The organism is Pseudonocardia sp. Ae150A_Ps1 (assembly GCF_001932315.1).
In the GTDB taxonomy this organism is placed as follows: Bacteria; Actinomycetota; Actinomycetes; order Mycobacteriales; family Pseudonocardiaceae; genus Pseudonocardia.
In genome coordinates this window covers 2,850,297-2,875,569 of record NZ_MCIJ01000001.1, presented here as the reverse complement: position 1 = coordinate 2,875,569, position 25,273 = coordinate 2,850,297, and the positions used below count along the sequence as shown (strand labels likewise).

The following is a 25,273-nucleotide window of genomic DNA, read 5'->3' as shown; positions in this document are numbered from 1 at the left end:
GGGGAGTTGCGTGCTCTCCCGCCGTGGCACCGCCGCAGCGGCGGACCCTAGTATCCGGTCCGTGCCGCACTTCAGGATCTCCGAGGCCGCCCGCCTGCTCGGCGTCAGCGACGACACCGTCCGCCGGTGGGTGGAGGCGGGGACGCTGCCGGTGCAGAACGACGCGTCGAACCGCAAGGTGATCGACGGCGCCGCGCTGGCCGAGTTCGCGCGTGACCACGCGTCGGCGCCGCCGGACCCGTCGGTGGTCCAGCGCTCGGCCCGCAACCGCATGGTCGGGCTCGTCACCTCGGTCATCGCCGACACCGTGATGGCCCAGGTGGAGATGCAGTGCGGGCCGCACCGCGTCGTGTCGCTGATGAGCAGCGAGGCCGTCCGTGACCTCGGGCTCGAGCCGGGCGCGCTGGCGGTGGCGGTGATCAAGTCGACGAACGTCGTGGTGGAGACACCCGGCGGGCACCTGTGACGGTGGCGGCCCCGGAGTGTCCACGCCGCCGGGAGGGCGCGGCCGACCGGCACGGCACCGGCGTCGGGCTGCCGGCGTGGATGTGGGTCCCGGCCGGCATCGGCTTCCTGCTCATCGCGCTGCCCGTCGCCGGGCTGCTGTGGGAGGCCGACTGGGCGGAGATGCCCAGCCTGCTGACCAGCACCGCCGCCCTGTCGGCGCTGCGCCTGTCGCTGGTCACGGCCGCGGTGTCGACGACGCTGTGCCTGCTGCTGGGCGGGCCGCTCGCCGTCGTCCTCGCCCGGGGCCGCATCAACCGGCTGCCCCGGCTGATGCGGGGGATCCGCTCGGTCGTGCTGCTGCCCCTGGTGCTGCCGCCGGTCGTCGGCGGTCTCTCGCTGCTGTTCCTGCTCGGGGCGAACGGCCTGGTCGGCGACGGCCTGGACGCCGCCTTCGGGATCTTCATCCCCTTCACCACGGTCGCGGTGGTGCTGGCCCAGACGTTCGTCGCGATGCCGTTCCTGATCGTCTCCCTGGAGGGCGCGCTGCGGACCGCGGGCGAGCGGTACGAGGCGACCGCCGCGACCCTCGGCGCGTCCCCGGGGCTGGCGTTCCGCCGGGTGACGGTGCCGCTGGTGCTGCCCGGGCTGGCCTCCGGGCTGGTGCTCGCCTTCGCGCGGTGCATGGGCGAGTTCGGCGCGACGATCGCGTTCGCCGGCAGCCTGGAGGGCACCACCCGGACCCTGCCGCTGCTGGTCTACCTGCAGGGCGAGACCGACGTCGCCGGCGCGGTCGCGCTGTCGCTGCTGCTCGTGGTGGTGTCGCTCGTCGTGATCGTGGTCGGCCGGCCGCGCGGGATGGACGGCCGCGGATGAGCGGCGTCGAGCTCGCCGCCCGTCTGGAGCGGGACGGCTTCGCCCTCGACCTGGAGCTGAGCGTTGCCGAGGGGGAGGTCCTCGCCGTCCTCGGGCCGAACGGGGCCGGGAAGTCGACGATGCTCGGCGTCGTGTCCGGGCTCCTCCGGCCGGACAGCGGGCACCTGCGGGTCGGCGGGCGCACCCTGCTCGACACCGCGACCGGCGCGTTCGTCCCGGCGCACCGGCGGGGCGTGGGGCTGCTCGCCCAGGAGGCGCTGCTGTTCCCGCACCTGTCCGCGCTGGCCAATGTGGCCTTCGGCCCGCGGGCGCAGGGCACCCCGCGGGCCGAGGCCGACGAGCGTGCCCGCGGCCTGCTGGGCGACGTCGGCGTCGGCGAGCTCGCCGCCCGTCGCCCGGCCCAGCTCTCCGGCGGGCAGCAGCAGCGCGTCGCGCTCGCCCGCGCGCTCGCCCCGCGGCCCGGGCTGCTCCTGCTCGACGAGCCGCTCGCCGCACTCGACGTCGACGCCACGCCCGCCATGCGGACCCTCCTCCGGCGGGTGATCGCCGACGCCAAGCAGACCGCGTTGCTGGTCACCCACGACGCGCTGGACGCCCTCGTGCTCGCCGACCGGGTGGTCGTCCTGGACCGCGGGCGGATCGTCGAGCAGGGACCGGCACGCGACGTGCTGGCCCGCCCGCGCAGCCCGTTCTCGGCCCGGATCGCCGGCCTCGACCTGGTGCCCGGCACCGCGGACGGCGACGGGATCCGCACCGCCGACGGCGTCGAGCTGTACGGCCGGGCGGTCGAGGTCGCCTACGGCGAGCCCGCCGTGGCGGTGTTCCCGCCGTCGGCGGTCTCGGTGCACGTCGACCGGCCCGACGGCAGCCCGCGCAACGTGTTTCGGGTGCGGGTGGCGGCGCTCGAACCGCGGGGCGACGCCGTGCGGCTCCGGGCCGCGGCGCCGGCCGGCGGCCCCGCCTGGACGGACGGCCTCGCCGCGGACGTCACGCCGGCCGCCGTCGCCGATCTGGGTGTCGAACCCGGTCACGACGTGTGGTTCGCCGTGAAGGCGACCGAGGTGGCGGTGCACGGCCGCCTCTCGTGACCGGTCGCAGGCCGGAGCGGGGTACCTGGGCCCCGTCCACACCCGAAACCTCGTTCACCCCACCGGTACCGCCGTTCACCCGAGACACCATCGTGTCTCTCGCGCCATCCGTCACAGGCGAATAGCGTCGCTGTCCGTGAGCCTCCTGCGTTCCAGTGCCGCCCGCTCGGTCACTGCCGGTGTCCTGGCGGTGGCTCTCGGTGTTCCCCTCGCGACCCAGGCGTCCGCCGCCGAGACCGCGCCGGGGGCGCCGACCGGCTACCTGGTGCAGACCGCCTCGGCCGGCCAGACCCGGGCCGCCGCCGAGTCGGTCGGCGCCCGGCCGAGCGTCACCTTCGACACCGTCGTGCACGGCTTCGCCGCGCAGCTCGACGCGACGCAGGCCGCCGAGCTGCGCGGGCGGCCGGGCGTGGTCGGCGTCGAGGAGGACCGGACGATCAGTGCGGTCGACCCGCAGGGCACCCACCAGGACGCACCGGCCGACCCGGCGCAGGACGAGCAGGCCCCCGGCAACTGGGGTCTCGACCGGATCGACCAGCCGGACCTCCCGCTCGACGGGCGGTACCGGCACACCGCGGACGGCTCCGGTGTGGACGTGTTCGTGCTCGACACCGGTGTGGACGCGAACCACCCGCAGTTCGGCGGCCGGGCGAAGCTGGAGACCAACACGATCGACCAGCGCAACGAGGACTGCGACGGGCACGGCACCGTCGTCGGCGGGATCGCCGCCGCGAAGGACTACGGCGTCGCGCCCGGCGCGAACGTCCGCGCCGTGAAGGTCCTGGACTGCAACGGCACCGGCACGCTGTCGTCGCTCCTGGCCGGGATCGACTGGGTCGTGCAGAACAAGCGCGGCCCGTCGGTGGCGGTCATGTCCTGGAGCTACGGCAACTCGCCGATGCTGGAGCAGGCCGTGAAGCGGATGATCGGTGCCGGGGTGTTCTCGGCGTCCTCGGCGGGCAACACCGGCGGCGACGACTGCACCGCGCTGCCCCGGGCCGTCGACGGCGTGCTCGTCGTCGCGAACTCCACCATCGAGGACCGCCGGGCCTCCAACTCCTCCACCGGGCGCTGCGTGTCGCTCTACGCGCCGGGATCCCGGATCGTCGCCCCGGTGCCGGGCGGGGGCACCGCCTCCTACACCGGGACGTCGATGGCGGCCCCGTTCGCCGCCGGCGTCGCGGCCCTCTACAAGCAGGCCCGCGGCGACCAGCCCGCGGCGACGGTGCGGTCGTGGATGCTCGACAACGCCGTCGGCGGGAAGATCAGCGGCGGCGAGACCGGGGGCACGCCGAACCGGCTGCTGCAGACCGGCGGGCTGTGACCCACGGAGAGACCGGCGGATAGCGTCGGCGCATGCCCGGCCCGTCGCTCGACGATCTCGTCTCCCGCTACCTCGTTCCCGGGACCCCGGAGTCCCCGACGTTCCGCGAGGACACCGAGTGGCACCCGATCGTCGACGGTGTCACCTACTTCGCCGACCTGCGTGGGCTCCTGGACCGGGCAGGCGCCGGGGACTCCGTGCTGATCACCGGGCTCAACATGGAACCGGACATGGACCTGACCGGGCGGGAACCCGGCGACGACGGCTACGAGCCCCTCGCCGACCGGCTGGCCCGGCTCGTCGCCGCCGGTGTGGACGTCCGCGTGCTGCTGACCGGGGCCTTGTTCTCCGGCTCGGTGCCGGGGGTGGCGATCGGGCCGTTCCGGGCGAACGCGTTCGCCGCGCTGGAGCTGCGGCGCCGCCCGGAGCTGCGCGGCCGTGTGCTGCTGGACTGGTCCGGTTCCGGGATCGGCTGCCACCACCAGAAGATCGTGCTCGCACACGTGGGCGGGGAGCTGACCGCCTTCGTCGGCGGGCTCGACCTGTCGGCGAACCGGTTCGACGCCGAGCCGCACGACCGGCTCTCGATCGGTGCGGAGCGGTGGGGCTGGCACGACGGCGCCGTCCGGCTCCGCGGTCCGGCCGCGGCCCGGGTCTGGGAGGTCTACCGGGCCCGCTGGACCGAGGCGGTGACGCTCCCGCCGCGCAGGTTCATGGTGAACCCGGTCGACTGGGAGGCGATCAACCCCGAGCCGGTTGCGCCGCTCCTCCCGCCGTCGCCGCCGGCGCCGCCGCGCGACGAGCCGGGTACCGCGGTGCAGGTGCTCCGCTTGTTCCGGCCGTGGAAGATCGACCACTTCGGGATGCTCCACCGGCGGCACTGGACGGTGCTGCCGCGCGACGGCGTCCAGGAGGTCTTCCACGCGCTGAGCGCCGCGATCCGCGCCGCCCGGCACTACGTGTATACCTGGAGGACCAGTACTTCTTCGAGGTCCCCGGCGGCCGGCGCGCGTTCCGGCTCTACGGCCTGCTCCGCGACGCCGCCGCACGCGGGGTGAAGATCGTGCTCGTCTGCTCCGGCCGGCGGGACCCGGTGGACGCCGGCGTGAACAAGTTCCGTCGCCGGGTCACCGGCGACGTGCAGCGTGGCGTCGTCGACCAGCTGGACCCCGCCGACCGCGGCAACGTGATGATGCACCGCATCGAGGACCTCACGGTCCACACCAAACTGATGCTCGTCGACGACGTGTTCGCCGCCGTCGGGTCGGCCAACTTCTTCTCGCGGTCGATGCGCGGCACCGACACCGAGCTGAGCACCGCACTCGTCACGACCGGCGACCAGGTCCGTGACCTGCGGGTACGGCTGTGGGCCGAGCACCTGCGCACGGACCTCACCGAGGAACTGCGACCGTCGCTGGAGGACCTGGCACTGGCCCTGGGGATGTAGCGCCCGGAGTGGCTGCCGCCGGACGCACCGGCCGGCACCTGGCGGGTCCCCGGCTACCCGGCCGGGTTCGCCCCGGCCGAACGGGTGCTCGTCCCGGTCGGTCCGTGGCCCGAGCCGTCGCCGAAGCCGCTGCAGCGGGCCGCCCGCGGAGCCCGGCGCGGGGCGACGCGGGTCGCCGAGTCGGGCAGGCGGGCCGGGCGCAGGCTGTCGTCGTAGCCCTCTCCCGAGGGGGTGTTGGCACCGGCCTGCTCAAGGACGAGGATGTGTCGCAGATCGCTCTGCCGCGCACCGTCGAGGAGAACAACGTCGTGACCTCCCCCGCCGCCGGACACCCCGTCGTCCCGTCGTACGCATCCGGGATCTCGGACACACCGCTGCTCGGTGACACCATCGGCGACAACTTCGACCGCACCGCCGCCGCGTTCGGTGACAACGACGCGCTGGTCGAGGTGGCCACCGGGCGTCGCTGGACCTACACGCAGCTGCGCGAGGACGTCGACCGGCTCGCCTGCGGCCTGCTCGCCGCCGGCGTCGCGACCGGGGACCGGCTGGGCATCTGGGCCCCGAACATGGCGGAGTGGACGCTGACCCAGTACGCCACGGCGAAGCTCGGCGTCGTCCTGGTCAACATCAACCCGTCGTACCGGACGCACGAGCTGGAGTTCGTGCTGAAGCAGGCCGGGATCTCCACCCTGGTCGCGGCGCGCGAGTTCAAGACCTCGAACTACGAGAAGATGATCGCCGAGGTCCGCGGCAACTGCCCGGACCTGCTGCGCGTCGTCATCGCCGGGTCGGACGAGTGGGCGGCCCTGGCCGCCGGCGGCGCCGCCGCGGACCGGGTCCGGCTCGCCGAGATCCAGGCGTCGCTGACCGCCGACGACCCGATCAACATCCAGTACACGTCCGGGACCACGGGGTTCCCGAAGGGCGCGACGCTGTCGCACCACAACATCCTCAACAACGGCTACTACGTCGGGAAGCTCTGCGGCTACACCGAGGCGGACCGGGTCTGCATCCCGGTGCCCTTCTACCACTGCTTCGGCATGGTCATGGGCAACCTCGGGTGCACCACCAACGGCGCGACGATGGTCATCCCGGCCGAGGGCTTCGACCCGAAGGCGACGCTGAAGGCCGTCGAGCAGGAGCGCTGCACCTCGCTCTACGGCGTCCCGACGATGTTCATCGCCGAGCTCAACGACCCGGACTTCGCGTCGTACGACCTGTCCAGCCTGCGCACCGGGATCATGGCCGGCTCGCCGTGCCCGGTCGAGGTGATGAAGCAGGTCGTCGAGCGGATGGGCATGACCGAGGTGACGATCTGCTACGGCATGACCGAGACCAGCCCGGTGTCCACCCAGACCCGCGCCGACGACTCGCTGGACCTGAGGGTCTCCACCGTGGGCCGGGTGCACCCGCACCTGGAGGTCAAGGTCGTCGACCCGGAGACCGGGAAGACCCTGCCCCGGGGCGAGGCCGGTGAGCTCTGCACCCGCGGCTACTCGGTCATGCTCGGGTACTGGGACCAGCCGGAGAAGACCGCGGAGGTGATCGACCGGGCTCGCTGGATGCACACCGGGGACATCGCCGTCATGGACGACGAGGGCTACGTCAACATCACCGGCCGGATCAAGGACATGGTCATCCGGGGCGGGGAGAACGTGTATCCGCGCGAGATCGAGGAGTTCCTCTACACCCACCCCGACGTCCTCGACGCGCAGGTCATCGGGGTCCCCGACGCCCGCTACGGCGAGGAGCTCTGCGCCTGGGTGGTCCTCCGCGAGGGTGCGGCGGCGATGACCCCGGAGTCCCTGAAGGAGTTCGCGACCGGACGGCTGGCGCACTACAAGATCCCGCGCTACGTCCTGGTCGTCGACGAGTTCCCGATGACGGTCACCGGCAAGGTCCGCAAGGTCGAGATGCGCGAGAAGTCGGTCGGCCTGCTCGATCTCGGTGAGGCGGCGGGCGCCCGAAACGCCTGACCCCGGCACTTACCACGCGGTACGATGAGGCGACGCGTCCGGAAGCCACCGGCTTCCCCGGGCGCGTTCGTCGTGCAGGCAGGAACGCAGGGAATCGAGGAGCACGGTGCCCACCGGCAGGGTGAAGTGGTACGACGCGGAGAAGGGCTTCGGCTTCCTCTCCCAGGACGGCGGCGAGGACGTCTACGTCCGCAAGGCGGCACTGCCGTCCGGGACCGAGGCGCTCAAGTCCGGTCAGCGGGTCGAGTTCGGCATGGCCGAGGGACGGCGGGGCCCGCAGGCGCTGTCGGTCCGCGTGGTCGAGAAGCAGGCGTCGGCCGTGGAGAACACGCGCCGCCCGGCCGAGGAGCTGCACGGCCTGATCGAGGACATGATGGGCCTGCTGGAGAACAAGATCCAGCCGGCGCTGCGGCACGGCCGGTACCCCGACCGGAAGACGTGCAAGCTGGCCGCCGAGGTCGTCCGCGCGGTCGCCCGGGACCTCGACGGCTGAGCGCCGCGGACCGAGCGCGGTACGCCGGGGACCCTCGAGCCCGGGCGCGGCGGTGTGGGCGGCCCTGGCGGGCCCGAGAGGCGGGCGTCGCAGCGCCCTCGGTGGCGGGGCCTGGCCCCGGAGCGCTGTGCCCGGCGTGCCTCTTTCTGTGAAATCGCTTCCCCAGGCAGCGATCTCCGCCCGGTGAGACGGCGGCCGGTCCGGGTGTGACGGCGCCCCGTGCCGGCGGGTCGGATTCCGTGCGAGGCGAGCGATCCCGTGCGAAACCGGATCGGCGGTGGCGGTGGCGCGAGGGGGCCCGTGTGGGTGGGGGCGGGCCCGGCACGGGCAGGCGAAATGTCCGGGCCGTGGCTCGCGTTGCACCGGGCGTGCGCCTGTCGTTGCTGGACCGATCCCGGACCCGGGCGGGGGAACCCGACTCGGCGGCGTTGCGGCACACCGTCGACCGGGCCCGGCGGGCGGAGCGGTCGGGCTACCACCGGTTCTGGGTCGCGGAGCACCACGCGGTGCCGGGGATCGCGTCCGGGAGCCCGCCGGTCCTGATGGCGGCCGTGGCCGCGGCGACGGAGCGGATCCGGGTCGGTTCCGGCGGGATCATGCTGCCCAACCACCAGCCGCTCGTCGTCGCCGAGCAGGCCGCGACGCTCGCGGCGCTGTACCCGGGCCGGATCGACGTGGGGCTCGGGCGCTCGCCGGGGTTCACCGAGCCGGTCCGCCGGGCGCTGCGTGCGGCGGACGCCGGCGACGACGCGTTCCGCGCCGGCGTCACCGAGCTCCTGGCCTACCTCGACGGATACCGCGAGCGGGCCGGGGCGGCCGCCCATCTCGTGGTCTCGGCGGACGTCCTGGTGGGGCCGCCGGAGCTGGCGTGGCCGGAGGCGTGGGCGCTCGCCGCCGCCCGGACGACGGGGGAGTTCCCGCCGCTGGAGCCGCCCGCACGGGACCGCCGGTCGACCGGCAGGCAGCGGGAGCTCGTCGCGTCGGCGCTGAGCCGCACCGTCGCCGGCGACGAGGACACCGTCGCCGAGCACCTCGACGATCTCGTGGAGCGCACCGGTGCCGACGAGCTGCTGGTCAGCTCGTCGACCTGGGACCGGGACGCGCTCGCGGAGTCCGACGCGGCCCTGGCCAGGCTGCTGGGTGCGACCCGCGCCGCGCCCGGCGCCCGTCGGTGACCCCGGCGCTCAGGACGCCGGCTGCTGCTCGCCCACCAGCACCCAGGTGGCACGCACCGGGAACTGCATCTGCAGGGTCTCCTGGTCGATCGCCGGAGCGGGTCCGAACAGCTGCACCTGCGCGGTGAGGAGCCGGTCGGTCGGCTGCGGGAGCTCCAGGGTGAACTCGGTGCGGCTCCCGGCCGGCGCGATGTCGCTGCGCTGCTGGATCGGTTGCGGCGAGCCGTCGCGGGTGAAGGCGTAGGCGACCTGCCACGGTCCGGAGGACACCTCGTCCGGCACGGTGATCCGGACCGCGGTGCCGGGCGGGACGTCGGCGGTGACCCGGGCGTTCGGGTCGTCGGTGCAGTCCTCCATGCGGTTGTCGCAGAACTGCGTGGGCGCGGCGGTCAGCGCGTTCCCGGCGACGTCGAAGGTCACGGTCGGGGACGAGCCGCCGCATCCGGCGAGCAGGACCGCGACGACGGCGAGGAGCCCGGCGAGCGTGCGCGCGGACCGTCGGGGACGGGTGATCACACCGACCACCCTACGGATCAGCGGAGCCCGCCCTGGGCGACCGGGGCGGCCCGGACGCCCAGCCCCGGCACCAGCGTGCCGCCGCGCCGGATCAGCGCGGTCTGCAGCCCGAACACCGCCACCACACCGGCGACGATCAGGAACCCGGTCCGGAACGTGTCGTGCGGGGCCAGCACCCCGATCGCGCCGCCCAGCACCCACGCCGTCTGCAGCACCGTCTCCGACCGTCCGAACGCCGACGCCCTGGCGTGCTCGGGCAGGTCCCGCTGGATCACCGCGTCCAGGCAGACCTTCGCCAGCGCGCTCGCCGACGACGCCACCAGCGCCGCGACCACCGCCGCCGGGACCCCGGGCAGAAGTGCGACCCCGACGGCGGCGAGCAGCGCCGCGGCCGCCGCCGCCAGGACGACCGGCTCCACCCGGCCGAACCGGCTGCGCGCACCGACGGCGTTGCCGAGGAACAGCCCGGCACCGGCGGCCGCGCCGACCATGCCGATCACGAACAGCTGTCCCGCCGGGTCCCCGGCGGGGGCCTGCTCGGCACCGGCCTTCACCACGAACGCGACGAACAGCGTGAGGAACCCGGTCAGCACCCGGACGGCACTGGTGCCCCACAGCGCGACGAGCACCGCGCGCGTCGCCGGCACCCTGGCCCGTGCCGGACCCGGCCTCCCGGCGGGGACCGCGGCGGAGACCTCGCCCGCCGTCGACTCGACCCAGCGGGGGATGCGCAGGCACAGGACGGCCCCGGCGACGCCGAGCGCCGCCGTCCACCACAGCGCACCGGGGGATCCCAGCAGCGCCGCCGCGCCCGCGGCGACCGCACCGGCCACCCCGCCCGCGGCCATGCCGAACGTCGTCAGCCGCGAGTTCGTCGTCGCCAGCGTGATCGAGGACGGCAGCACCCGTGGCGTCACGGCGGCCTTGAGCACCAGGAACGACTTGCTCAGCACCATGATCCCGAGGGCCGCCGGGTACAGCAGCCAGGTGTCGAGCTGGAACACCAGCACCACGGCGAGCACGGCCCGCCCGGCGCAGGACACCGCCATCGCGATCCGCCTGCCCCGCTGCAGCCGGTCCAGCGCCGGCCCGATCACCGGCGCGACCAGCGCGAACGGGGCGACGGTGATCGCCAGGTAGAGCGCGACGTTCGCCTTCGACTCGGCCGTCGCGGCCGCGAAGAACAGCGTGTTCGCCAAGGCGACGGCCACCGCGGCGTCGAGCGCGTAGGTCAGCATCGTGGCGTAGGTGAGCGCCGTGAGCCCGGAGCGGTCCGCGCCGTCGGCGGTCGCGGCCCGGCGGAACAGGCCGACCGCGCGCCCGGACAGCTCCCGGGTGCGGTGCACCGCCACCCGGGTGACGGTCAGCTTCCGCGGCCCGGACGCACCGGCCCGGGGTGGTTCCGCGGTCGCGGTCGAGGACCGGGTCGTGTCGGACCGCGCGGAGCCGTCCGCCTCCGTGCCCGGGTACCGGAGCGTCGAGTCCGAGCTGATCGGCGTCGTCCGCGGGTCGGTGCGCGGCGCACGGGACGGCGGGCCCGCCGCCGTGCGTGCACGACGGCGCCGGAACGGGTTCCCTGCCACGCCCCCATTGTGCCGAGAGGGACCGACGGTTTCGCCGCGTCCCGGGGGATCGGGCGCGCCGTCACCCGTGCGGCGCAGCGGCCGGCGGTCAGGCGTCCGGCACCGGCAGCCGCACCCGGAACGTCGACGGCCAGAGCTTCCCGGTCAGCAGGTACTCGTCGCCGGAGACGTGCGCGATGCCGTTCAGCACGTCGGCACCGGCCCGCCGCCCGGGAGGCAGGAGGCCCGCGGCGTCGACGACGGCGTCGACCACACCGGTCGCCGGGTCGATCCGGACGAGCCGGTCGGTCTGCCAGACGTTCGCCCACACCCGGTCGCCGACGCACTCCAGCTCGTTCAGCTCGGACACCGGCGCACCGTCCAGGGTGACGGCGACCGACCCGGTCTCCGCCAGGTCGGCAGGATCGTGGAAGCGCAGCCGGTCGGTGCCGTCGGAGCGGACGACCCGGGCCCCGCCACCGTCCGTCCCGCCGGACAGGCACAGTCCCCAGCCCTCGCCGTCGACCGGCACCTCGCGGCGCGGTCGCAGGGTCGCGCGGTCCCACTCGATCGCGACGCCGTCGGTCCAGGTCAGCTGCCAGATCCGGTCCCCGGCGACGGTGATCCCCTCGCCGAAGTAGGAACCGGGCAGCGGGCTCGACGCCCGGACCGCACCGGTGCCCGGGTCGAGGGCCCGGATCTCGGACTCGCCCACCAGGCCGGTCCCCTCGTAGAGGGTCCCGTCGCGCAGCTCCAGGCCCTGGGTGAACGCGTCCGTGTCGTGCGGGATCTCCGCCAGCACCTCCGGCCGGACGACCGGGACGTCGCCGGTGCGGGACACGACGGCGGGCGTCGCGGACCCGGCGGCGCCGCAGGCGGACAGCACCAGGGAGCCGCAGAGGGTCAGGAGGAGAGCCGACCGGCGGATCCGGGGGAGCGGCGGGGCGGTGCGCCGGCGCGGCGCCGTGCGGTCGTGCGCGGGCCGGTCGGCGGGACGGGTGGGCACCGCACCAGCATGCCCGGGACCGGGTGGCACACTGGTGAGGTGACTGCAGGTGAGGACCAGGCCACTGTCGAGGTGCCGGGCACGCCCGTGCCCGAGGTGACCCCCGCGCCCGCCGGGCCACGGCCCGCGCCGCCCCAGCTGTTCGACGCCGTCGAGGCCGCCCGGTCGGCCGCCGTCGACGAGGCCGCCGACGAGCTCGGCGCCGTCGGTGCGGCCGCCGCCGTGGGGACGCACCTGGGGACGGACGTGGAGGACGACGGCGCCGTGACCCACTCCTTCGTCGCCGATATCCCCGGCTACCGCGGCTGGCGGTGGGCGGTCACGATCGCGAGCGCGGGGGAGGGCGAGTCCGTCACCGTCTCCGAGACGGTGCTGCTGCCCGGCGACACGGCGCTCGTCGCCCCCGACTGGGTCCCGTGGGACCAGCGGATCCGCCCGGACGACCTGAAGCCGGGCGACCTCCTGCCGGTCTCGCCGGACGACCCGCGCCTGGTCCCCGGCTACCTCGACTCCGGCGACCCCGCCGTCGACGACCTGGCCCGCGAGGCCGGGCTCGGCCGCGAGCGCGTGCTGTCCCCGCTGGGGCGCTCCGACGCCGCCGAGCGCTGGACCGACGGCGAGCACGGCCCGTCCGCCGATCTCGCCCGCTCCGCCCCGGCGTCCTGCGGGACCTGCGGGTTCCTGGTGCCGCTGGCCGGCGCGCTGCACGGCTCGTTCGGGGCGTGCGCCAACGCGTCGTCCCCGGCCGACGGGCAGGTCGTCGCGGTCGGGTTCGGCTGCGGCGCGCACTCGTCGGTCGCGGAGACCTCCGGCGCGCCGGTGTACGTCTCCGCGCTGGTCTACGACGACGGCGTGGACCTCGAACCGGTCGGTCCGGGGTCCTGAGCACCGACCCGTTCGGCACTGCCGCGCTCCGGGAGGGCGTGCTCGCGGCGTGGGCGTCGTCGCCGACCCGGTTCCGCGAGGACGTCAACGCCGAGGACGACCTGCGCCGTGGCGGCTACGCCGACACCTGGGTCGCCGAGCTCCTGCAGAACGCGGCCGACGCCGCCGTCGCGGCCGGGGTGCCCGGGCACGTCCGCGCGACGGTCGCCGGGGACGAGCTGCGGATCGCGAACACCGGCGCGCCGCTCGACGCCGCCGGGGTCGCCGCCCTGGCCGCGCTCCGGGCGTCGGCGAAGCGGGACGCCGCGGGCGCGACCGGCCGCTTCGGCGTCGGGTTCGCCGCGGTGCTCGCCGTCTGCTCGCGGCCCCGCCTGGTGACGGCCGGCGGCGGGGTCGCGTTCTCCGCGTCCCGGACCGCGGACGAGGTCCGCGCGCTCGGTGGTGCGGCGGAGGCGGAGCTGGCACGCGACCCGCGGGTACCCGCGCTGCGGCTGGTCTGGCCGTCGGACGAGGACCCGCCGCCCGAGGGGTACGCCACCGAGGTCCGGCTGCGTCCCGACCACGGTGACCCGGCGGCGCTGCTCGACGAGCTCGCCCGGTCCTGCCCCGACCTGCTGCTCGCGCTGCCCGCTCTCGAGCGGGTGGAGGCGGGCACCGAGGTGCTCACCCGCATCCCGTCCGGCGACGGCGCCGTGCGGGTCGGCGACCGGGAGTTCCTCCTCGCGGGTGACGGCGCGGTGCGCTGGGCACTGCCCTGCGAGGACGGCCGGCCGAGGCCGCTGCCCGTCGACGCCGGGGAGGTGCTGCACGCGCCCACCCCGAGCCTGGAGCAGCTGTCTCTCCCCGCCCGGCTGCTCGCCCCGTTCCCGCTCGACCCGGACCGGCGACGGATCCGGGCCGACGACCCGGCCACGGCCGAGCTGGTCGACGCGGCCGCGACGGCCTACGTCGCGCTCGTCCGGTCGGTGCCCGCCGCGGACCGGGCGGCGCTGGTGCCCGAGCCGGCCTTCCCCCGGTCCCCGCTCGACGGCCGGCTGCGCGAGGCGGTCGGGGCGGCGCTGGCCCGTGCCCCGTGGCTGCCCGCCGCCGGCGAGCACGGCACCTCCGGGCTCCTCGCCCCCGACCGTGCCGAGTGGCTCGACCTGGGCGGACCGGCCGAGGGCCTGCCGGAGCTGCTCGCCGCCGCCGACCCGGCGTTCGAGCGGCTCGTCGCGTCCGGTGTCGTCCCGCCCGCGGGTCTGGACACCGACCGGGTCGGCGCGGCGGCGCTGGCCGAGCGGCTCACCGGCGTCGAGGCGGGACCGGCGTGGTGGCGGTCGCTCTACGCGCTGCTCGCCCCGGCCGTCGACACGGTCCCCGGTCTCGCCGCCGAGCTGGGTGCGTTGCCCGTCCCGCTCGCCGACGGGCGCCTGGTCCCCGGCCCGGCCTCCGTGCTGACCGCCGAGACCGGCACCCCGGCCGTCCCGGAGCTGCGGATCGCGCACCCGGACGCCGTCCACCCGCTCCTGCGCCGCCTCGGCGCCGCGGACGCCGACCGCGCGGCCCTGCTCGCCGCCCCGGCCCTGCACGCGGCCGTCGAACGCTCCCTCGACGACGCCGAGGCCGGTCTCGACACCGCACCGCTCGCCCGCGCGGTGCTGGCGCTGCTCGACACCCCGTCGGCGGAGCGGGACGGCCGGTTCGGGGCCCTCGCCCTCACCGACGACCGGGGTCGTCCGGCGCGCGCCGACGAGCTCGTCCTGCCCGGTGCCGCGGTGCGCGACCTCCTCGACCCGGACGCCCCCGTCGGCACCGTCGGTGCCGGGTGGCTCGACGCCGGGGCCGACGCGCTGGTCGCGGCCGGGGTGCTGGACGGCTTCGTGGTCGCCGCGTTCGACCCGGACGTGCTGCACGACGCGGACGCCTACGACGCGGACGACCACGACCACGACGGTGAGCACGAGCCACCGGCCGTCCGGGACCTGGACCTCGTCGCCGACGACGCCTGGCCGGAGGCGCTCGCCCTGCTCGCCGGGGGCCGCGAGACGCGCGCCGCGATGCTCACCGGGTACACCGCCTGGTGGCTGGGCAGGCACGTGCGGATCGGCGGGCGGCTGCCGTCGACCTGGCGGCTGCGGTCGGCGTCGTCGGTGGCCGGGCTCTACGACCCGGTGCCGGAGCTCCCCGGCGTCGACGACGCCGTGCTCGCGGCGGTCGGCGTCCGCGACGGGGTCACGATCGGGGCGGCGGACGAGGCCGTCGAGCTGCTCGACCGGCTGGCCGACCCGGACCGGCAGATCGCCGGGGACGTCGCGGGCACCGTGCACTCCGCGCTGACCGCCGCCTACGCCGCGGGCGTCGTCGAGCTCGACGACGTCGACCCGCCCGGGCACGTCCGCACGGTGACGGGCGCGGTGGCGGGATCGGACCGCGCCGTCGTCCTCGACGCGCCGTGGGTGCTGCCCGCACTCGGTGACGAGCCTGCCGTCCCGGGCGGTGACGACCCGGTCGCCCTCGCCGAGCTGCTCGATCTCCCGCTGGCGTCGGACCGGGTCACCGGCACCGTCCGCGGGGCCGGACGGCCGGTGGCGTGGACCACGCTCCCGGAGATCGTCCCGGCCTGTCTCGCGGTCGGCGCCGAGCCGCCCGACGGCGAGCTGCGGGTGCACGACGAGCTGGTCGTCGACCTCGACGACGGCCGCGTGGTGACCGTCCCGGCCTGGCCGGGCACGGCCGGTGAGTGGCACGCGTCGGACCCGCTGCGGGCGCTGGTGGCCGCGCTGGCCCTGCGACGCTGTGTCAGGATGACCCCGTGACGATCGACGACTCGAGGGCGCTGCCGCGCCGGGTCGCGGTGCTCTCCGTGCACACCTCCCCGACCGAACAGCCCGGTACCGGCGACGCCGGCGGGATGAACGTCTACGTGGCGCAGACCGCGATCCGGATGGCCCGTCGTGGCGTCGAGGTGGAGATCTTCACCGGCGCCACGTCGTCCGAGCAGCCGCCGACGGTGGAGCTCGCGCCGGGTGCGACGGTCCGGTTCGTCGCGGCCGGTCCGTTCGAGGGGCTCGGCAAGGACGACCTGCCCAGCCAGCTGTGCGCCTTCACCGCGGGCGTGCTGCGCGCCGAGGCCCGGCACGAACCCGGCTGGTACGACGTCGTCCACTCGCACTACTGGCTCTCCGGCCAGGTCGGGTGGCTGGCCCGGGACCGCTGGGGTGTGCCGCTGGTGCACTCCGCGCACACCCTCGCCAAGGTCAAGAACGCCGCGCTGGCGGCCGGGGACACCCCGGAACCGCGGGCCCGGGTGATCGGCGAGGACCAGGTCGTCGCCGAGGCGGACCGGCTCGTCGCGAACACCGAGATCGAGTCCAAACAGCTGCTCGACCTCTACGACGCCGACCCGCGCCGCACCGTCACCATCCCGCCCGGGGTCGACACCGACCGGTTCCGGCCCGGCGACCGGGCCGCGGCCCGCGCGGAGCTGGACCTCCCGGCCGACGCCGTCGTGCTCGCCTTCGTCGGCCGCATCCAGCGGCTCAAGGCCCCGGACGTGCTGCTGCGCGCCGCCGCCGAGCTGCTCGCCCGGACGCCGTCGCTGCGCGAGCGGCTGGTCGTGCTGATCGCGGGCGGGCCGTCCGGGTCGGGGCTGGCCGAGCCGACCTCGCTGCACGAGCTGGCCGCCGAGCTGGGCATCACCGACGTCGTGCGGTTCCTCCCGCCCCGCGGCGGCGACGACCTGGTGACCGTCTACCGGGTGGCCGACGTGGTCGCCGTCCCCAGCCACAACGAGTCGTTCGGTCTGGTCGCGCTGGAGGCCCAGGCCTGCGGCACCCCGGTCGTCGCGACCCGGGTGGGCGGGCTGCCGGTGGCCGTCGCCGAGGGCCGGTCCGGGCTGCTCGTGACCGGGCACGACATCTCCGACTGGGCGGACGCGCTGGGCGAGCTGGCGCTGGACCCGGCCCGCCGGGAGCGGATGGCCGGTGTCGCGGCCGGGCACGCGCGCCGGTTCTCCTGGGACCGCACGACCGACGCCCTGCTGGGCGCCTACGACGAGGCCCGCGCCGAGTTCCGCGCGCGGGTGCTGGGACGGGTATGAGCGACGACGATCTCGACACGGCGATCGGCGACGCGCTCGCCGACATGGAGGTCGACCACGTCCACCGGGGTGCGGGCCAGTGGCTCGTCACGCTGCCGGGGGAGGCCCGCCTGCAGACCCAGACCTGGCTGCTGGTCCGCGAGCAGACCCTCGCGGTGCAGGCGTTCGTGTGCCGCAGGCCGGACGAGAACTTCGAGGGTGTCTACCGGTTCATGCTGCTGCGCAACGCCAAGCTCTACGGCGTGCACTACTGCCTGGACCGGGTCGGTGACATCCACCTGGTGGGCCGGGTCCCCCGGCACGCGGTGACCGCCGACGAGGTCGACCGGCTCCTCGGCTCGGTGCTGGAGACCGCGGACGGCGACTTCAACACCTTCCTGGAGCTCGGTTTCGCCTCGTCGATCCGGCGCGAGTACGCGTGGCGGACCGCACACGGCGAGTCGACGGCGAACCTGAAGGCGTTCGAGCACCTCGTCGAGTGAGCCGGCCCGCCGGTGACCCGCGGGTAACTTTTCACGGCGCACCCGGCGCGGGGGATCACCGTGCCCTTAGCATGTGCCGCGACCCCGGGCGGCCGAGCCGGCGCCCGGCCCCCGAGATGGACCTCGCGAAGGAGCGAAGCCTTGTCGATGCGCAGCCCGTACCCGGATGTCGACATCCCCGACGTCTCGCTGACCGAGTTCCTGTTCGCCGACGGGTTCGGTGATCGGGCGGACGCGCCCGCGATCCTGGACGGCACGAACGGCAGCCAGCTGACCTACACCGAGTTCCACGACCTCGTCGAGAAGATCGCGGGCGGGCTCGCCGCCCGCGGCATCGTGCAGGGCGACGTCGTCGCCCTGTTCGCGCCGAACCTCCCGCAGTGGGCGGCGCTGTTCCACGGCATCCTGCGTGCGAACGGCATCGTGACCAGCGCGAACTCGATGTACACCGCCGGGGAGCTGGCGCACCAGCTGCGCGACTCCGGCGCGAAGATGGTCATCACCGTCTCGCCGTTCCTGGACCGGGCCGTGCCCGGCGCCAAGGAGGCGGGGCTCTCCGAGGACGTCGTGCTGACGATCGACGCGACCGAGGGTCACGACTCGCTGGCCGATCTCGTCTCGTCCGGCGCGCCGGCCCCCGAGCTCGCGACGAGCTCGACCGACACCGCGGTGCTGCCCTACTCGTCGGGCACCACCGGCCTCGCCAAGGGCGTGATCCTCACCCACCGCAACCTGGTCGCGAACCTGCTCCAGGTGCAGGCGATGGGGGACGTCACCGACCAGACGAAGATCATGGCGTTCCTGCCGTTCTTCCACATCTACGGCATGACCGTGATGATGAACCAGGGCCTGCACGCCCGGGCCACGGTCGTCACGATGCCGAAGTTCGATCTCGAGCAGTTCCTCGGGATCGTGCACGAGTACCGCGTCGACCGGCTCTACATCGCCCCGCCGGTCGCCGTCGCGCTGGCCAAGCACCCGGTCGTCGACTCCTACGACCTGTCCTGCGTGAAGACGATCTTCTCCGGCGCCGCGCCGCTGGACGGCGAGCTCGGCCGGGCCGTCGCCAGGCGGCTCGACTGCACCGTGCTCCAGGGCTACGGCATGACCGAGCTGTCCCCGGTCAGCCACTGCATGCCCGACGACCGCGGCGACCTCGACCTGAACTCGTCCGGCTTCGCGCTGCCGAACATCGAGTGCAAGCTGGTCGACCCCGAGTCCGGCCAGGAGGTCGGCGTCGGCGAGCGCGGCGAGCTGTGGGTGAAGGGCCCGAACGCGATGGTCGGGTACCGCAACAACACCGACGCCACCGACGCCACCAAGGACGCCGAGGGCTTCCTGCACACCGGTGACATCGCCGTCGTCGACGACGAGGGCGTCTACTCGATCGTCGACCGGGTCAAGGAGCTCATCAAGTACAAGGGCTACCAGGTGCCGCCCGCCGAGCTGGAGGCCCTGCTCCTGACCCACGAGAAGATCGCCGACACCGCGGTGATCGGGGTCAAGGACGCCGAGGGCGAGGAGGTCCCGAAGGCGTTCGTGGTGAAGCAGGCCTCGGGTGCGGACCTGACCGAGGACGAGGTCATGTCGTTCGTCGCCGGGAAGGTCGCCCCGCACAAGAAGGTGCGGGTGGTCGAGTTCATCGACCAGATCCCGAAGTCGGCGTCGGGCAAGATCCTGCGCAAGGACCTGCGGGCCCGGGAGACGTCGAACGCCTGATCCTCCCGTCCGGCCGACCGGGACGGCGTCGTGACCTGCGGAACCGCAGGGACGGCGCCGTCTTGGGGTTCATGGGCGGAGGTCACGCCGATCGGCGGAGGGCGCACGGCCCCGGGAGCATTGCCCCGGAGGGACGACCGGGCCACGCTGGCAGGCACCGGAACCGCGTATCGAGGTGCGACAGCGATGGACGAGGTCAGACGGTCCGAGACCGACCACGACGATCCTCGTGAGGAGGCGCGTAACCGCCGGGCGGCACAGGCCGACCACGACGCGGACGCGCGCGACCGCGGCGCCGAGCGTCTGGCACGTGCCGCGAAGGAGCGCGACGACCACGCGGCGGACCGGGACCGGGCGGCAGCGGCCCGGCAGGCCGCACTCCTCGCCGGCGCGCTCCCGGCCGACCACGAGGGTCACGTCGTCGGCGCCCCGGACGCCGACGGCCCGGCCTCGGGTGGACGGGAGCAGGCCGAGGTCGACCGCGAGGTCGACCGGAGCATGCTCGACGCCGCGAGGCCGGAGTTCGCCCACCTGATCCGCCAGGTGGAGGAACACTACATCCGGCGGACGGAGCTCCTCCACGAGCTACGGCTGCTGGTGGCCGACCGCGCCGCCGCCGCCGAGGACCGGCGCAGAGCCGCCGCGGACCGCGAAGCCGCCGGCCGGGACCGGGTGACCGGTGCGGCAGACCGTGCCCGCGGCGCCGCCGACCGCGACCAGCGCGAGATCGAGCAGGCGCAACGCGACCCGTGATCCGGACGGCGACGGGGCGTCCGGACCGTCAGCCCGGCCGGTCCCGCTGCGCCGTACGCGGCCGGTCGCGCAGGGTCTCGGAGGGCGCGCGACCGAGGACCTTCCGGTACTCCACGGAGAACCTGCCCGCGTGCCCGAAGCCCCAGCGTGCGGCGATCGCGCCGACCGTGTCCCCGTAGGTGGGATCGGCCGCCAGGAGGTCGGCGTGTGCGCGGGCGAGCCGCACCCGGCGGAGCTCCTCCAGCGGCGTGCGGCCACGGTGCCTGCGGAACAGGTGCTGCAGTCCGCGCACCCCGATCCGGGCCGCGCGGGCGATGTCGGCGACACCGATGTCCTCGCCCGCGTGCTCGTCGACGTAGTCCAGCGCCCGCCGCAGGACCGCCGGGCCCGACCAGCCGTCGCGGGCACGGTCGTCGAACCGCGTGCGGGCCGAGTTCGGGAAGGCCACCAGCGCGGCCGTCGCCAGCGACCGGGCGGCCTCGGCCAGGACCAGCGGGCTCGACGCCACCTCGTCGTCGGCAAGGATCGCGTCCCGGACGTGGGCGACGACGCCGTTCCAGTACCGGGCCGACTCCGGTGAGGCCGCGGTCCGCGACGGGAACACCGGCCCGGGCCCGTCGACCTCGAACAGCGACTCGGCGGCACGTTCCACGGTGGTGCGGTCCAGCACGACCGCGTCCACCTGGACGGCGGCCATCTCGAAGTCCCAGCCCGCCCCGTCGGTGGGCATCAGTACGGGCTCGCCCGGGGAGACCCGCAGCACGTCCGGCCCGTCGCTCAGTGCCAGCCGCCCGGTCGCCACGGTGTCGATCACCAGGTCCTGCGGGGACGCCCCCGACCGGAGCCGGGCAGCCATGGCGTACTCGAAGCGGACCGTCATGAACTGCGGCGCCACCACGCCGGTGTGGGCGAACTCGAAGTCCTCGGTGGACCCGAGGAACCGGACCTCGTGGTCGAAGTACGCCTCGCGGATCACCTCGTGGGCGAACTCGGGATCGCGCGACCGCACGTCGAACCGGTCCAGGGGCGCCTCCCCCGTCATCGACCTCACCCCCTGTCACCGACGCCTTCTGGCGACTGCATATCGCATAGTGGCCAGGAAGTCGGTCGCTGTCCACTGCCGGAGCGTGAGCAGGCGTTCCGGCCAGGGGGGCGGGGGTACGCCGACGGGTCAGGCGGGTCCGGGGTCGCCCCCGGAGGAGATCTCCCGCAGCGCGAGGATGTGCGTCCCGACCTGCTCGCGGCCCTCCGTCGTGAGCCGGAGCCAGGTGCGCCGCGCGGCGCCTGACGGCTCACGGCGGGAGGTGACGATGCCGGCTCCGGTGAGGGCCTTCACCTGTTTCGACAGCGCCGAGTCGGACAGGCCGACACGGTCGCGGACGAAGCCGAACTCGACCTCGCCCGCCGCGACGAGGGTGGCGGCGATCCGCAGGCGGGTCGGGTCGAGCAGCAGCGGGACCAGGCGGGAGTCGGCGGCGGGCTCAGGCACGGCCGTCCGCCCGCGGCAGCATGCGCAGTGTGACCAGCGTCCCGGCGGGCCTGGTGACGGCGAGCAGCAGGCCCGCGACCGTGTTCGGCCTGGTCAGGCTGCTGCGCCGGAGCAGGTGCACGGCCAGCCGCTCGGCGGCGTACCAGCCCAGGCCGACCGCGGCGAGCCGCGCGCCCCGTGCGGGCTCCGGCCCGGTCGCGACGGCGTACGGGTTCACCTGGCCGGCCCGGGCGTCGAGCAGGCCGATCCCGGCGATCGCGGTCTGGATCAGCACGGTCGCGGCGGCGCGCCGGCGGGGGCCGGCGATCTCGTCCTTCACGGCGAAGTCGAGGAAGGTCAGCACGGACGTCGCGGCGAGGACGACCGGCAGGCCCCGGTGCGTGGCGGCGCCGACCGCGCCCCGGGCGGCGTCGACCTCGGCGACTGCGACCGCGGCGTCGTCGGGGGTGGGGGTGGTCATGGGGGACCCTCCTTGCTCGGCAGGTGCGCCGTCCATCCTACTTTCCTGCTGAGCAAGTAGTGTCAGCGCCGCGCCGTCCGTTCGGGGGTCTCCCCGTACTCGCGGGTGTAGGTGATCCGGAAGCGGTCCGGGCGGGCGAAGCCCCAGCGCGCCGCGACCCGGTCGACGAGGTCCGGGATCAGGACGGGGTCACCGGCGACGAGGTCACGGCGGGCGCCGTCGAGCCGGCTCCGCCAGAGCACCGCGGCCGGATCGGCGCCCGCCCGGCGCAGTCCGGCCGCCGCGTCGCGCGCCGGAACGCCGGTCATGCGGACGAGATCGAGCGGACCGACGGGGGAACCGGCGTGGGTGCGCAGGTACTCGACGGTCTCCCGGGTGACGCGGGCCGGGGGTGCGGCGACCGAGGTCCGGTTGCGGCGGGCGGCGTCGGTGAGCACCGTGCTCGGGAACGTCACCAGGAACGCGCCGACCAGCATCCGGAGCGCGGCGTCGAGCAGGATCGGGCTCTCGACCAGCATCGGGTTGCCGAGCAGCCGGTCACGGACGTGCACCACGGTCCGGTCCCAGTCGCGGGCGTGGCCGGGGGAGACGGGCAGCAGACCGGTCAGCCGGAACCGTTCGGCGGGGACACCGTGGACCTGCTCGGCGAGTTCGGCGACGATCCGGGCATCGAGCGCCGCGACGTCGAGGTCCGCCTCCTCGACGCGGTCGTGGAACCGGCCCGACGGCGGCATCACCGCGATGTCCCCGGGGCCCAGCCGCAGCGTGCCGAACGCCTCGGTCTCCCACAGCATCCGGCCGGCACGCACGTGGTCGACGACGTAGTGCTCGTCGACCGGGTCCACCAGTGCGTCGAGCCCGAGGGAGAGCCACATCTCGCTGAGCGAGAACCCGGGAGCGGCGAGGGTCTCGTGCCCGAGCTCGAACCCGCGTCCGCCCGGGATGTCCCGGACCGAGGTCGCCGCGTAGTGCTCGGCGGCGAACCGCTCGACCTCGGCGGCCGTGCCGGACCGGAAGCTGATCCGGGCGACGGCGCTCCGGGGCAGGTGCTCGGTCACGTTCGCCTCCAGGCACGTCGACCGGTCGTACGTGGCGCGAACGTACCCGCGTCGGCGCGATCCATGCGAGCGGTTCAGCGGGTCTCTCCCACCACCCAGGACAGGTACCCGGTGCTGCCCCCGGTGACCGGCATCGCGATGATCTCCGGCTCGTCGTAGGTGTGACGCTCCACCAGGTGCGCGGTCAGCGCGTCGACGCGGTCCCCGGCTGTCTTGATCTCGACCCGCCACTCCGCCTCCGTCTGCACCGCACCGTCCCAGCGGAAGACGCTGGTCACCGGCCCGAGAACCTGGGCACAGGCCCCGAGCCGTGCTTCCACGGCACCGGCGGCCAGCTCTCGCGCGGCGGCCTCGCTGTCGGTCGTGGTGAGGACGACGACATGTTCGCTCATGCCCGGGATTGTCGTCCCACACACTGTGTGCGGGGGTGACGGCCGATCGTGGACGGAACCATCCACATGTGGATCGCCTGTGGACGGAGGGTCACGACACCCGGGCGCCGGACGGCTCAGGCCGGCTCGGCGAGGGCGGCGACGTCGTCGGCGCAGCCCCAGGACAGCGTGATCCCGGAGCCCCCGTGGCCGTAGTCGTGGATCACCCGCGGGGTGTCCCCGGTCGCGTCCTCGGCCTCCAGCCGCACCTCCGGGCGGGCCGGACGCAGGCCGGCGACGTGCTCGAGGACCTCGGCGCCGCGCAGCGCCGGGGCGATGTCCGCGCAGCGTCCGACGATCGCCGCGCCGACCGCGGGGTCCGGGGTGGCGTCCCAGACACTCTCGTCGAGGGTGCCGCCGAGGATGCAGTCGTGCTCGCGCGGGTGGACGTACGCCCGGCCGCCGGGATGCTGCTCGTCGCGCACCGAGAGGGCGAGACCGGGATTGGCGACCCGCACGATCTGCCCGCGCACCGGGGTCACCGAGGTGTCGCCGACCAGCGTGCGCGCCCCCAGCCCGGAACAGTTCACGACGAGGTCCGCCCCGCCGCCCGCCTCCGCGAGCGACGCGACGCGACGGCGTTCGAGGACGATCCCGCGACGCTGCGCCTCGCCGGCCAGCCACGGCAGGTGCACCGGCATCTCCACCAGCGGCACCGCGAACCGCAGCCCGTGCCGATAGCCGGGCGGGAGCTCGTCGGGCCGCGCGGGGCGGACCCCGTCGACGGCCGCGGCCCACCACTGCGGCTCCGGCTCCGCGCGGTACAGCGTCAGCGACTCCCGCATGACGACGCCCGGCACGCCGGCACGGGCCTGTGCGGCGAGCGCGTCGAACGTCCGCCGGCCCCAGTCGAGCACCTTGTCGCGGGGCCCGGCGCGAGTCGGGAACCAGACCGCCGCCGCGAGGTGCGAGGTGGACCCCTCCACCGGGACGTCGGCCAGCACCCGTACCGACCAGCCCCGCTCACGCAGCCGGATCGCGCAGCTCAGCCCCGCGATCCCGGCACCCACCACCACGGCCCGCCGACAGTCCCCCACACCCCCGACCCTGCCACCGACCCCCGCCGTGCCGCGCGGGGGCGTGCGGTTCCCCCATGATCGGGGAGGCATCAGCTATAAGGGGTAGCGATGCCAGAGGTACGGAAGCGATACGACCGGGAGTTCCGTGACGGGGCGGTCCGGATCGTCGAGGAGACGGGCAAGCCGATCGCCCAGGTCGCCAGAGACCTGGGGGTCAACGAGGGCACGCTGGGCAACTGGGTGGCCCGCGCCCGTGAGGCCCGTGAGGAGACCGAGGGCCTGTCCCGCGGGGACGTCGAGGAGCTCAAGCGGTTGCGTGCGGAGAACGCCGAGCTGCGGATGGAGCGTGATGTCCTCAAGCGATCCGTGGTCCTGTGGGTCAAGGAGGCGACGAGGTGAGCGTGGCCCGTTTCATCGCCGACCAGAGGACCTTCCACCGGGTGCCGCACACGCTGGCCTGTGCCCTGCTCGGGGTGTCGATCTCGTGGCTGTACAAGTGGCTGCAGCGCGCCGGCAGCCCCGACGGTGGCACGACCGCGACCGAGCAGCGGCGGACCCGGCTCGACGCCGCGGTGGGCGTGGCGTTCGACGCTGCCCAGCGGTTGCACGGCTCGCCGAGGTTGCACGCGGACCTGCGTGAGGCCGGCTGGCAGGTCTCGGAGAAGACTGTGGCGGACTCGATGCGTCGCCAGGGCCTGGTCGCGCGCCGGATCAAGAGACGCAACGGGCTGGCCCGTCAGGACCGCGCAGCGCCGAAGTTCCCCGACCTGCTCAGACGCGACTTCACCGCGGCCGAGCCGAACCGCCGCTGGGTCGGGGACATGACCGAGATCCCCACCGCGGCCGGGAAGCTGTATCTGGCCACGGTGATCGACCTGTACTCGCGGCGGTTGCTCGGCGCGGCCACCGGACTGCACCCGAACGCCGAGCTGGCGTGTGAGGCCATCCGGATGGCCACCGCGGCCCGCGGTGGGGCGGGCTAGATCCGA

The 25,273-nt window shown here is 74.9% G+C and carries 26 protein-coding genes; 17 read left to right on the top strand and 9 right to left on the bottom strand.

Annotated features, from left to right (window positions below; genetic code table 11):
* The first annotated feature begins 61 nt into the window (after positions 1–61).
* From Ae150APs1_RS13355 to Ae150APs1_RS13320, 9 genes are all read left to right on the top strand, one after another.
* Positions 62–466 (top strand): helix-turn-helix transcriptional regulator, encoded by a 405-nt coding sequence (locus Ae150APs1_RS13355; protein ID WP_010234411.1) that lies wholly within the window; start codon positions 62–64, stop codon positions 464–466.
* A complete protein-coding gene (locus Ae150APs1_RS13350) occupies positions 463–1,320 on the top strand; it encodes an ABC transporter permease (RefSeq protein ID WP_170918087.1) in 858 nt (285 codons plus the stop codon). Before Ae150APs1_RS13355 ends, Ae150APs1_RS13350 begins: the two co-directional genes overlap by 4 nt.
* The gene (locus tag Ae150APs1_RS13345) at positions 1,317–2,408 is read left to right on the top strand and encodes an ABC transporter ATP-binding protein (protein WP_075297845.1); all 1,092 of its coding nucleotides are present in this window, start codon (positions 1,317–1,319) and stop codon (positions 2,406–2,408) included. The genes Ae150APs1_RS13350 and Ae150APs1_RS13345 overlap by 4 nt, the downstream gene beginning before the upstream one ends.
* Positions 2,409–2,544: 136 nt before the next feature.
* Positions 2,545–3,732 carry a S8 family peptidase gene (locus tag Ae150APs1_RS13340; protein ID WP_083680109.1) on the top strand — a complete coding sequence of 396 codons (1,188 nt, stop codon included), beginning with the start codon at positions 2,545–2,547 and terminating at the stop codon, positions 3,730–3,732.
* A 32-nt stretch (positions 3,733–3,764) separates the two neighbouring features.
* Complete coding sequence (locus tag Ae150APs1_RS30435; RefSeq protein ID WP_170918086.1) at positions 3,765–4,790, top strand: hypothetical protein; 1,026 nt, start codon at positions 3,765–3,767, stop codon at positions 4,788–4,790.
* A gap of 5 nt (positions 4,791–4,795) precedes the next feature.
* Positions 4,796–5,179 carry a hypothetical protein gene (locus Ae150APs1_RS32030; protein WP_249266329.1) on the top strand — a complete coding sequence of 128 codons (384 nt, stop codon included), beginning with the start codon at positions 4,796–4,798 and terminating at the stop codon, positions 5,177–5,179.
* Between the two features lie 308 nt (positions 5,180–5,487).
* On the top strand, positions 5,488–7,158 hold the full coding sequence (locus Ae150APs1_RS13330) for an AMP-binding protein (RefSeq protein WP_075302075.1): 1,671 nt from the start codon (positions 5,488–5,490) through the stop codon (positions 7,156–7,158).
* A 106-nt stretch (positions 7,159–7,264) separates the two neighbouring features.
* Positions 7,265–7,651, top strand: a complete 387-nt coding sequence (locus Ae150APs1_RS13325; protein WP_010224442.1) for a cold-shock protein — start codon at positions 7,265–7,267, stop codon at positions 7,649–7,651.
* Between the two features lie 347 nt (positions 7,652–7,998).
* Positions 7,999–8,826 (top strand): MsnO8 family LLM class oxidoreductase, encoded by an 828-nt coding sequence (locus tag Ae150APs1_RS13320; protein WP_249266328.1) that lies wholly within the window; start codon positions 7,999–8,001, stop codon positions 8,824–8,826.
* A gap of 9 nt (positions 8,827–8,835) precedes the next feature.
* Here Ae150APs1_RS13320 and Ae150APs1_RS13315 read toward each other — a convergent pair whose 3' ends face one another.
* The 3 genes from Ae150APs1_RS13315 to Ae150APs1_RS13305 all read right to left on the bottom strand — a co-directional run bounded on the left by Ae150APs1_RS13315 (position 8,836) and on the right by Ae150APs1_RS13305 (position 11,910).
* Positions 8,836–9,342, bottom strand: a complete 507-nt coding sequence (locus tag Ae150APs1_RS13315) for a DUF2771 family protein (RefSeq protein WP_170918084.1) — start codon at positions 9,340–9,342, stop codon at positions 8,836–8,838.
* A 17-nt stretch (positions 9,343–9,359) separates the two neighbouring features.
* On the bottom strand, positions 9,360–10,925 hold the full coding sequence (locus Ae150APs1_RS32025) for a hypothetical protein (RefSeq protein WP_060574755.1): 1,566 nt from the start codon (positions 10,923–10,925) through the stop codon (positions 9,360–9,362).
* 88 nt (positions 10,926–11,013) lie between these two features.
* A complete protein-coding gene (locus Ae150APs1_RS13305; protein ID WP_212567205.1) occupies positions 11,014–11,910 on the bottom strand; it encodes a glutaminyl-peptide cyclotransferase in 897 nt (298 codons plus the stop codon).
* A 39-nt stretch (positions 11,911–11,949) separates the two neighbouring features.
* On the opposite strand from Ae150APs1_RS13305, the gene Ae150APs1_RS13300 reads away from it, so the two are divergent.
* The 6 genes from Ae150APs1_RS13300 (at position 11,950) to Ae150APs1_RS13275 (ending at position 19,827) form a co-directional block, all read left to right on the top strand.
* Positions 11,950–12,795, top strand: a complete 846-nt coding sequence (locus tag Ae150APs1_RS13300) for a DUF3027 domain-containing protein (protein ID WP_249266327.1) — start codon at positions 11,950–11,952, stop codon at positions 12,793–12,795.
* Between the two features lie 38 nt (positions 12,796–12,833).
* Positions 12,834–15,590 (top strand): molecular chaperone Hsp90, encoded by a 2,757-nt coding sequence (locus Ae150APs1_RS13295; protein WP_249266326.1) that lies wholly within the window; start codon positions 12,834–12,836, stop codon positions 15,588–15,590.
* Positions 15,587–16,873, top strand: coding sequence for a D-inositol-3-phosphate glycosyltransferase (mshA, locus tag Ae150APs1_RS13290; RefSeq protein ID WP_075297833.1), 1,287 nt, complete (start codon positions 15,587–15,589; stop codon positions 16,871–16,873). The genes Ae150APs1_RS13295 and mshA overlap by 4 nt, the downstream gene beginning before the upstream one ends.
* Positions 16,870–17,355 carry a YbjN domain-containing protein gene (locus Ae150APs1_RS13285; RefSeq protein ID WP_075297831.1) on the top strand — a complete coding sequence of 162 codons (486 nt, stop codon included), beginning with the start codon at positions 16,870–16,872 and terminating at the stop codon, positions 17,353–17,355. The genes mshA and Ae150APs1_RS13285 overlap by 4 nt, the downstream gene beginning before the upstream one ends.
* A 147-nt stretch (positions 17,356–17,502) precedes the next feature.
* The gene (locus Ae150APs1_RS13280) at positions 17,503–19,074 is read left to right on the top strand and encodes an AMP-binding protein (RefSeq protein ID WP_212567204.1); all 1,572 of its coding nucleotides are present in this window, start codon (positions 17,503–17,505) and stop codon (positions 19,072–19,074) included.
* A 186-nt stretch (positions 19,075–19,260) separates the two neighbouring features.
* Entirely contained in the window at positions 19,261–19,827 is a 567-nt protein-coding gene (locus tag Ae150APs1_RS13275; protein WP_075297827.1) for a hypothetical protein, read from the top strand.
* Positions 19,828–19,855: 28 nt separating this feature from the next.
* Here Ae150APs1_RS13275 and Ae150APs1_RS13270 read toward each other — a convergent pair whose 3' ends face one another.
* The 6 genes from Ae150APs1_RS13270 to Ae150APs1_RS13245 all read right to left on the bottom strand — a co-directional run bounded on the left by Ae150APs1_RS13270 (position 19,856) and on the right by Ae150APs1_RS13245 (position 24,302).
* A complete protein-coding gene (locus Ae150APs1_RS13270) occupies positions 19,856–20,869 on the bottom strand; it encodes a helix-turn-helix transcriptional regulator (RefSeq protein ID WP_075297825.1) in 1,014 nt (337 codons plus the stop codon).
* Positions 20,870–20,998: 129 nt separating this feature from the next.
* Positions 20,999–21,316 (bottom strand): transcriptional regulator, encoded by a 318-nt coding sequence (locus Ae150APs1_RS13265; protein ID WP_010232282.1) that lies wholly within the window; start codon positions 21,314–21,316, stop codon positions 20,999–21,001.
* Positions 21,309–21,776 (bottom strand): hypothetical protein, encoded by a 468-nt coding sequence (locus Ae150APs1_RS13260; RefSeq protein WP_075297823.1) that lies wholly within the window; start codon positions 21,774–21,776, stop codon positions 21,309–21,311. The genes Ae150APs1_RS13265 and Ae150APs1_RS13260 overlap by 8 nt, the downstream gene beginning before the upstream one ends.
* A gap of 62 nt (positions 21,777–21,838) precedes the next feature.
* On the bottom strand, positions 21,839–22,834 hold the full coding sequence (locus Ae150APs1_RS13255; RefSeq protein WP_075297821.1) for a helix-turn-helix domain-containing protein: 996 nt from the start codon (positions 22,832–22,834) through the stop codon (positions 21,839–21,841).
* Positions 22,835–22,908: 74 nt separating this feature from the next.
* Complete coding sequence (cutA, locus tag Ae150APs1_RS13250) at positions 22,909–23,226, bottom strand: divalent-cation tolerance protein CutA (protein WP_010232276.1); 318 nt, start codon at positions 23,224–23,226, stop codon at positions 22,909–22,911.
* Between the two features lie 116 nt (positions 23,227–23,342).
* The gene (locus tag Ae150APs1_RS13245; protein WP_249266325.1) at positions 23,343–24,302 is read right to left on the bottom strand and encodes an FAD-dependent oxidoreductase; all 960 of its coding nucleotides are present in this window, start codon (positions 24,300–24,302) and stop codon (positions 23,343–23,345) included.
* 90 nt (positions 24,303–24,392) lie between these two features.
* On the opposite strand from Ae150APs1_RS13245, the gene Ae150APs1_RS13240 reads away from it, so the two are divergent.
* The gene (locus Ae150APs1_RS13240) at positions 24,393–24,683 is read left to right on the top strand and encodes a transposase (protein WP_075295029.1); all 291 of its coding nucleotides are present in this window, start codon (positions 24,393–24,395) and stop codon (positions 24,681–24,683) included.
* On the top strand, positions 24,680–25,267 hold the full coding sequence (locus tag Ae150APs1_RS32785; RefSeq protein ID WP_212567130.1) for a DDE-type integrase/transposase/recombinase: 588 nt from the start codon (positions 24,680–24,682) through the stop codon (positions 25,265–25,267). Before Ae150APs1_RS13240 ends, Ae150APs1_RS32785 begins: the two co-directional genes overlap by 4 nt.
* Positions 25,268–25,273: the final 6 nt, after the last annotated feature.

Excerpts from the sequence above, each read along its gene's own strand:
- Ae150APs1_RS13285 (WP_075297831.1), top strand. The coding sequence starts at position 16,870 with ATGAGCGACGACGATCTCGACACGGCGATCGGCGACGCGCTCGCCGAC.
- Ae150APs1_RS30435 (WP_170918086.1), top strand. The coding sequence starts at position 3,765 with ATGCCCGGCCCGTCGCTCGACGATCTCGTCTCCCGCTACCTCGTTCCC.
- Ae150APs1_RS13260 (WP_075297823.1), bottom strand. The coding sequence starts at position 21,776 with ATGACCACCCCCACCCCCGACGACGCCGCGGTCGCAGTCGCCGAGGTC.
- cutA (WP_010232276.1), bottom strand. The coding sequence starts at position 23,226 with ATGAGCGAACATGTCGTCGTCCTCACCACGACCGACAGCGAGGCCGCC.
- Ae150APs1_RS13270 (WP_075297825.1), bottom strand. The coding sequence starts at position 20,869 with ATGACGGGGGAGGCGCCCCTGGACCGGTTCGACGTGCGGTCGCGCGAT.
- Ae150APs1_RS13280 (WP_212567204.1), top strand. The coding sequence starts at position 17,503 with ATGCGCAGCCCGTACCCGGATGTCGACATCCCCGACGTCTCGCTGACC.
- Ae150APs1_RS13345 (WP_075297845.1), top strand. The coding sequence starts at position 1,317 with ATGAGCGGCGTCGAGCTCGCCGCCCGTCTGGAGCGGGACGGCTTCGCC.
- Ae150APs1_RS13240 (WP_075295029.1), top strand. The coding sequence starts at position 24,393 with ATGCCAGAGGTACGGAAGCGATACGACCGGGAGTTCCGTGACGGGGCG.
- Ae150APs1_RS13275 (WP_075297827.1), top strand. The coding sequence starts at position 19,261 with ATGGACGAGGTCAGACGGTCCGAGACCGACCACGACGATCCTCGTGAG.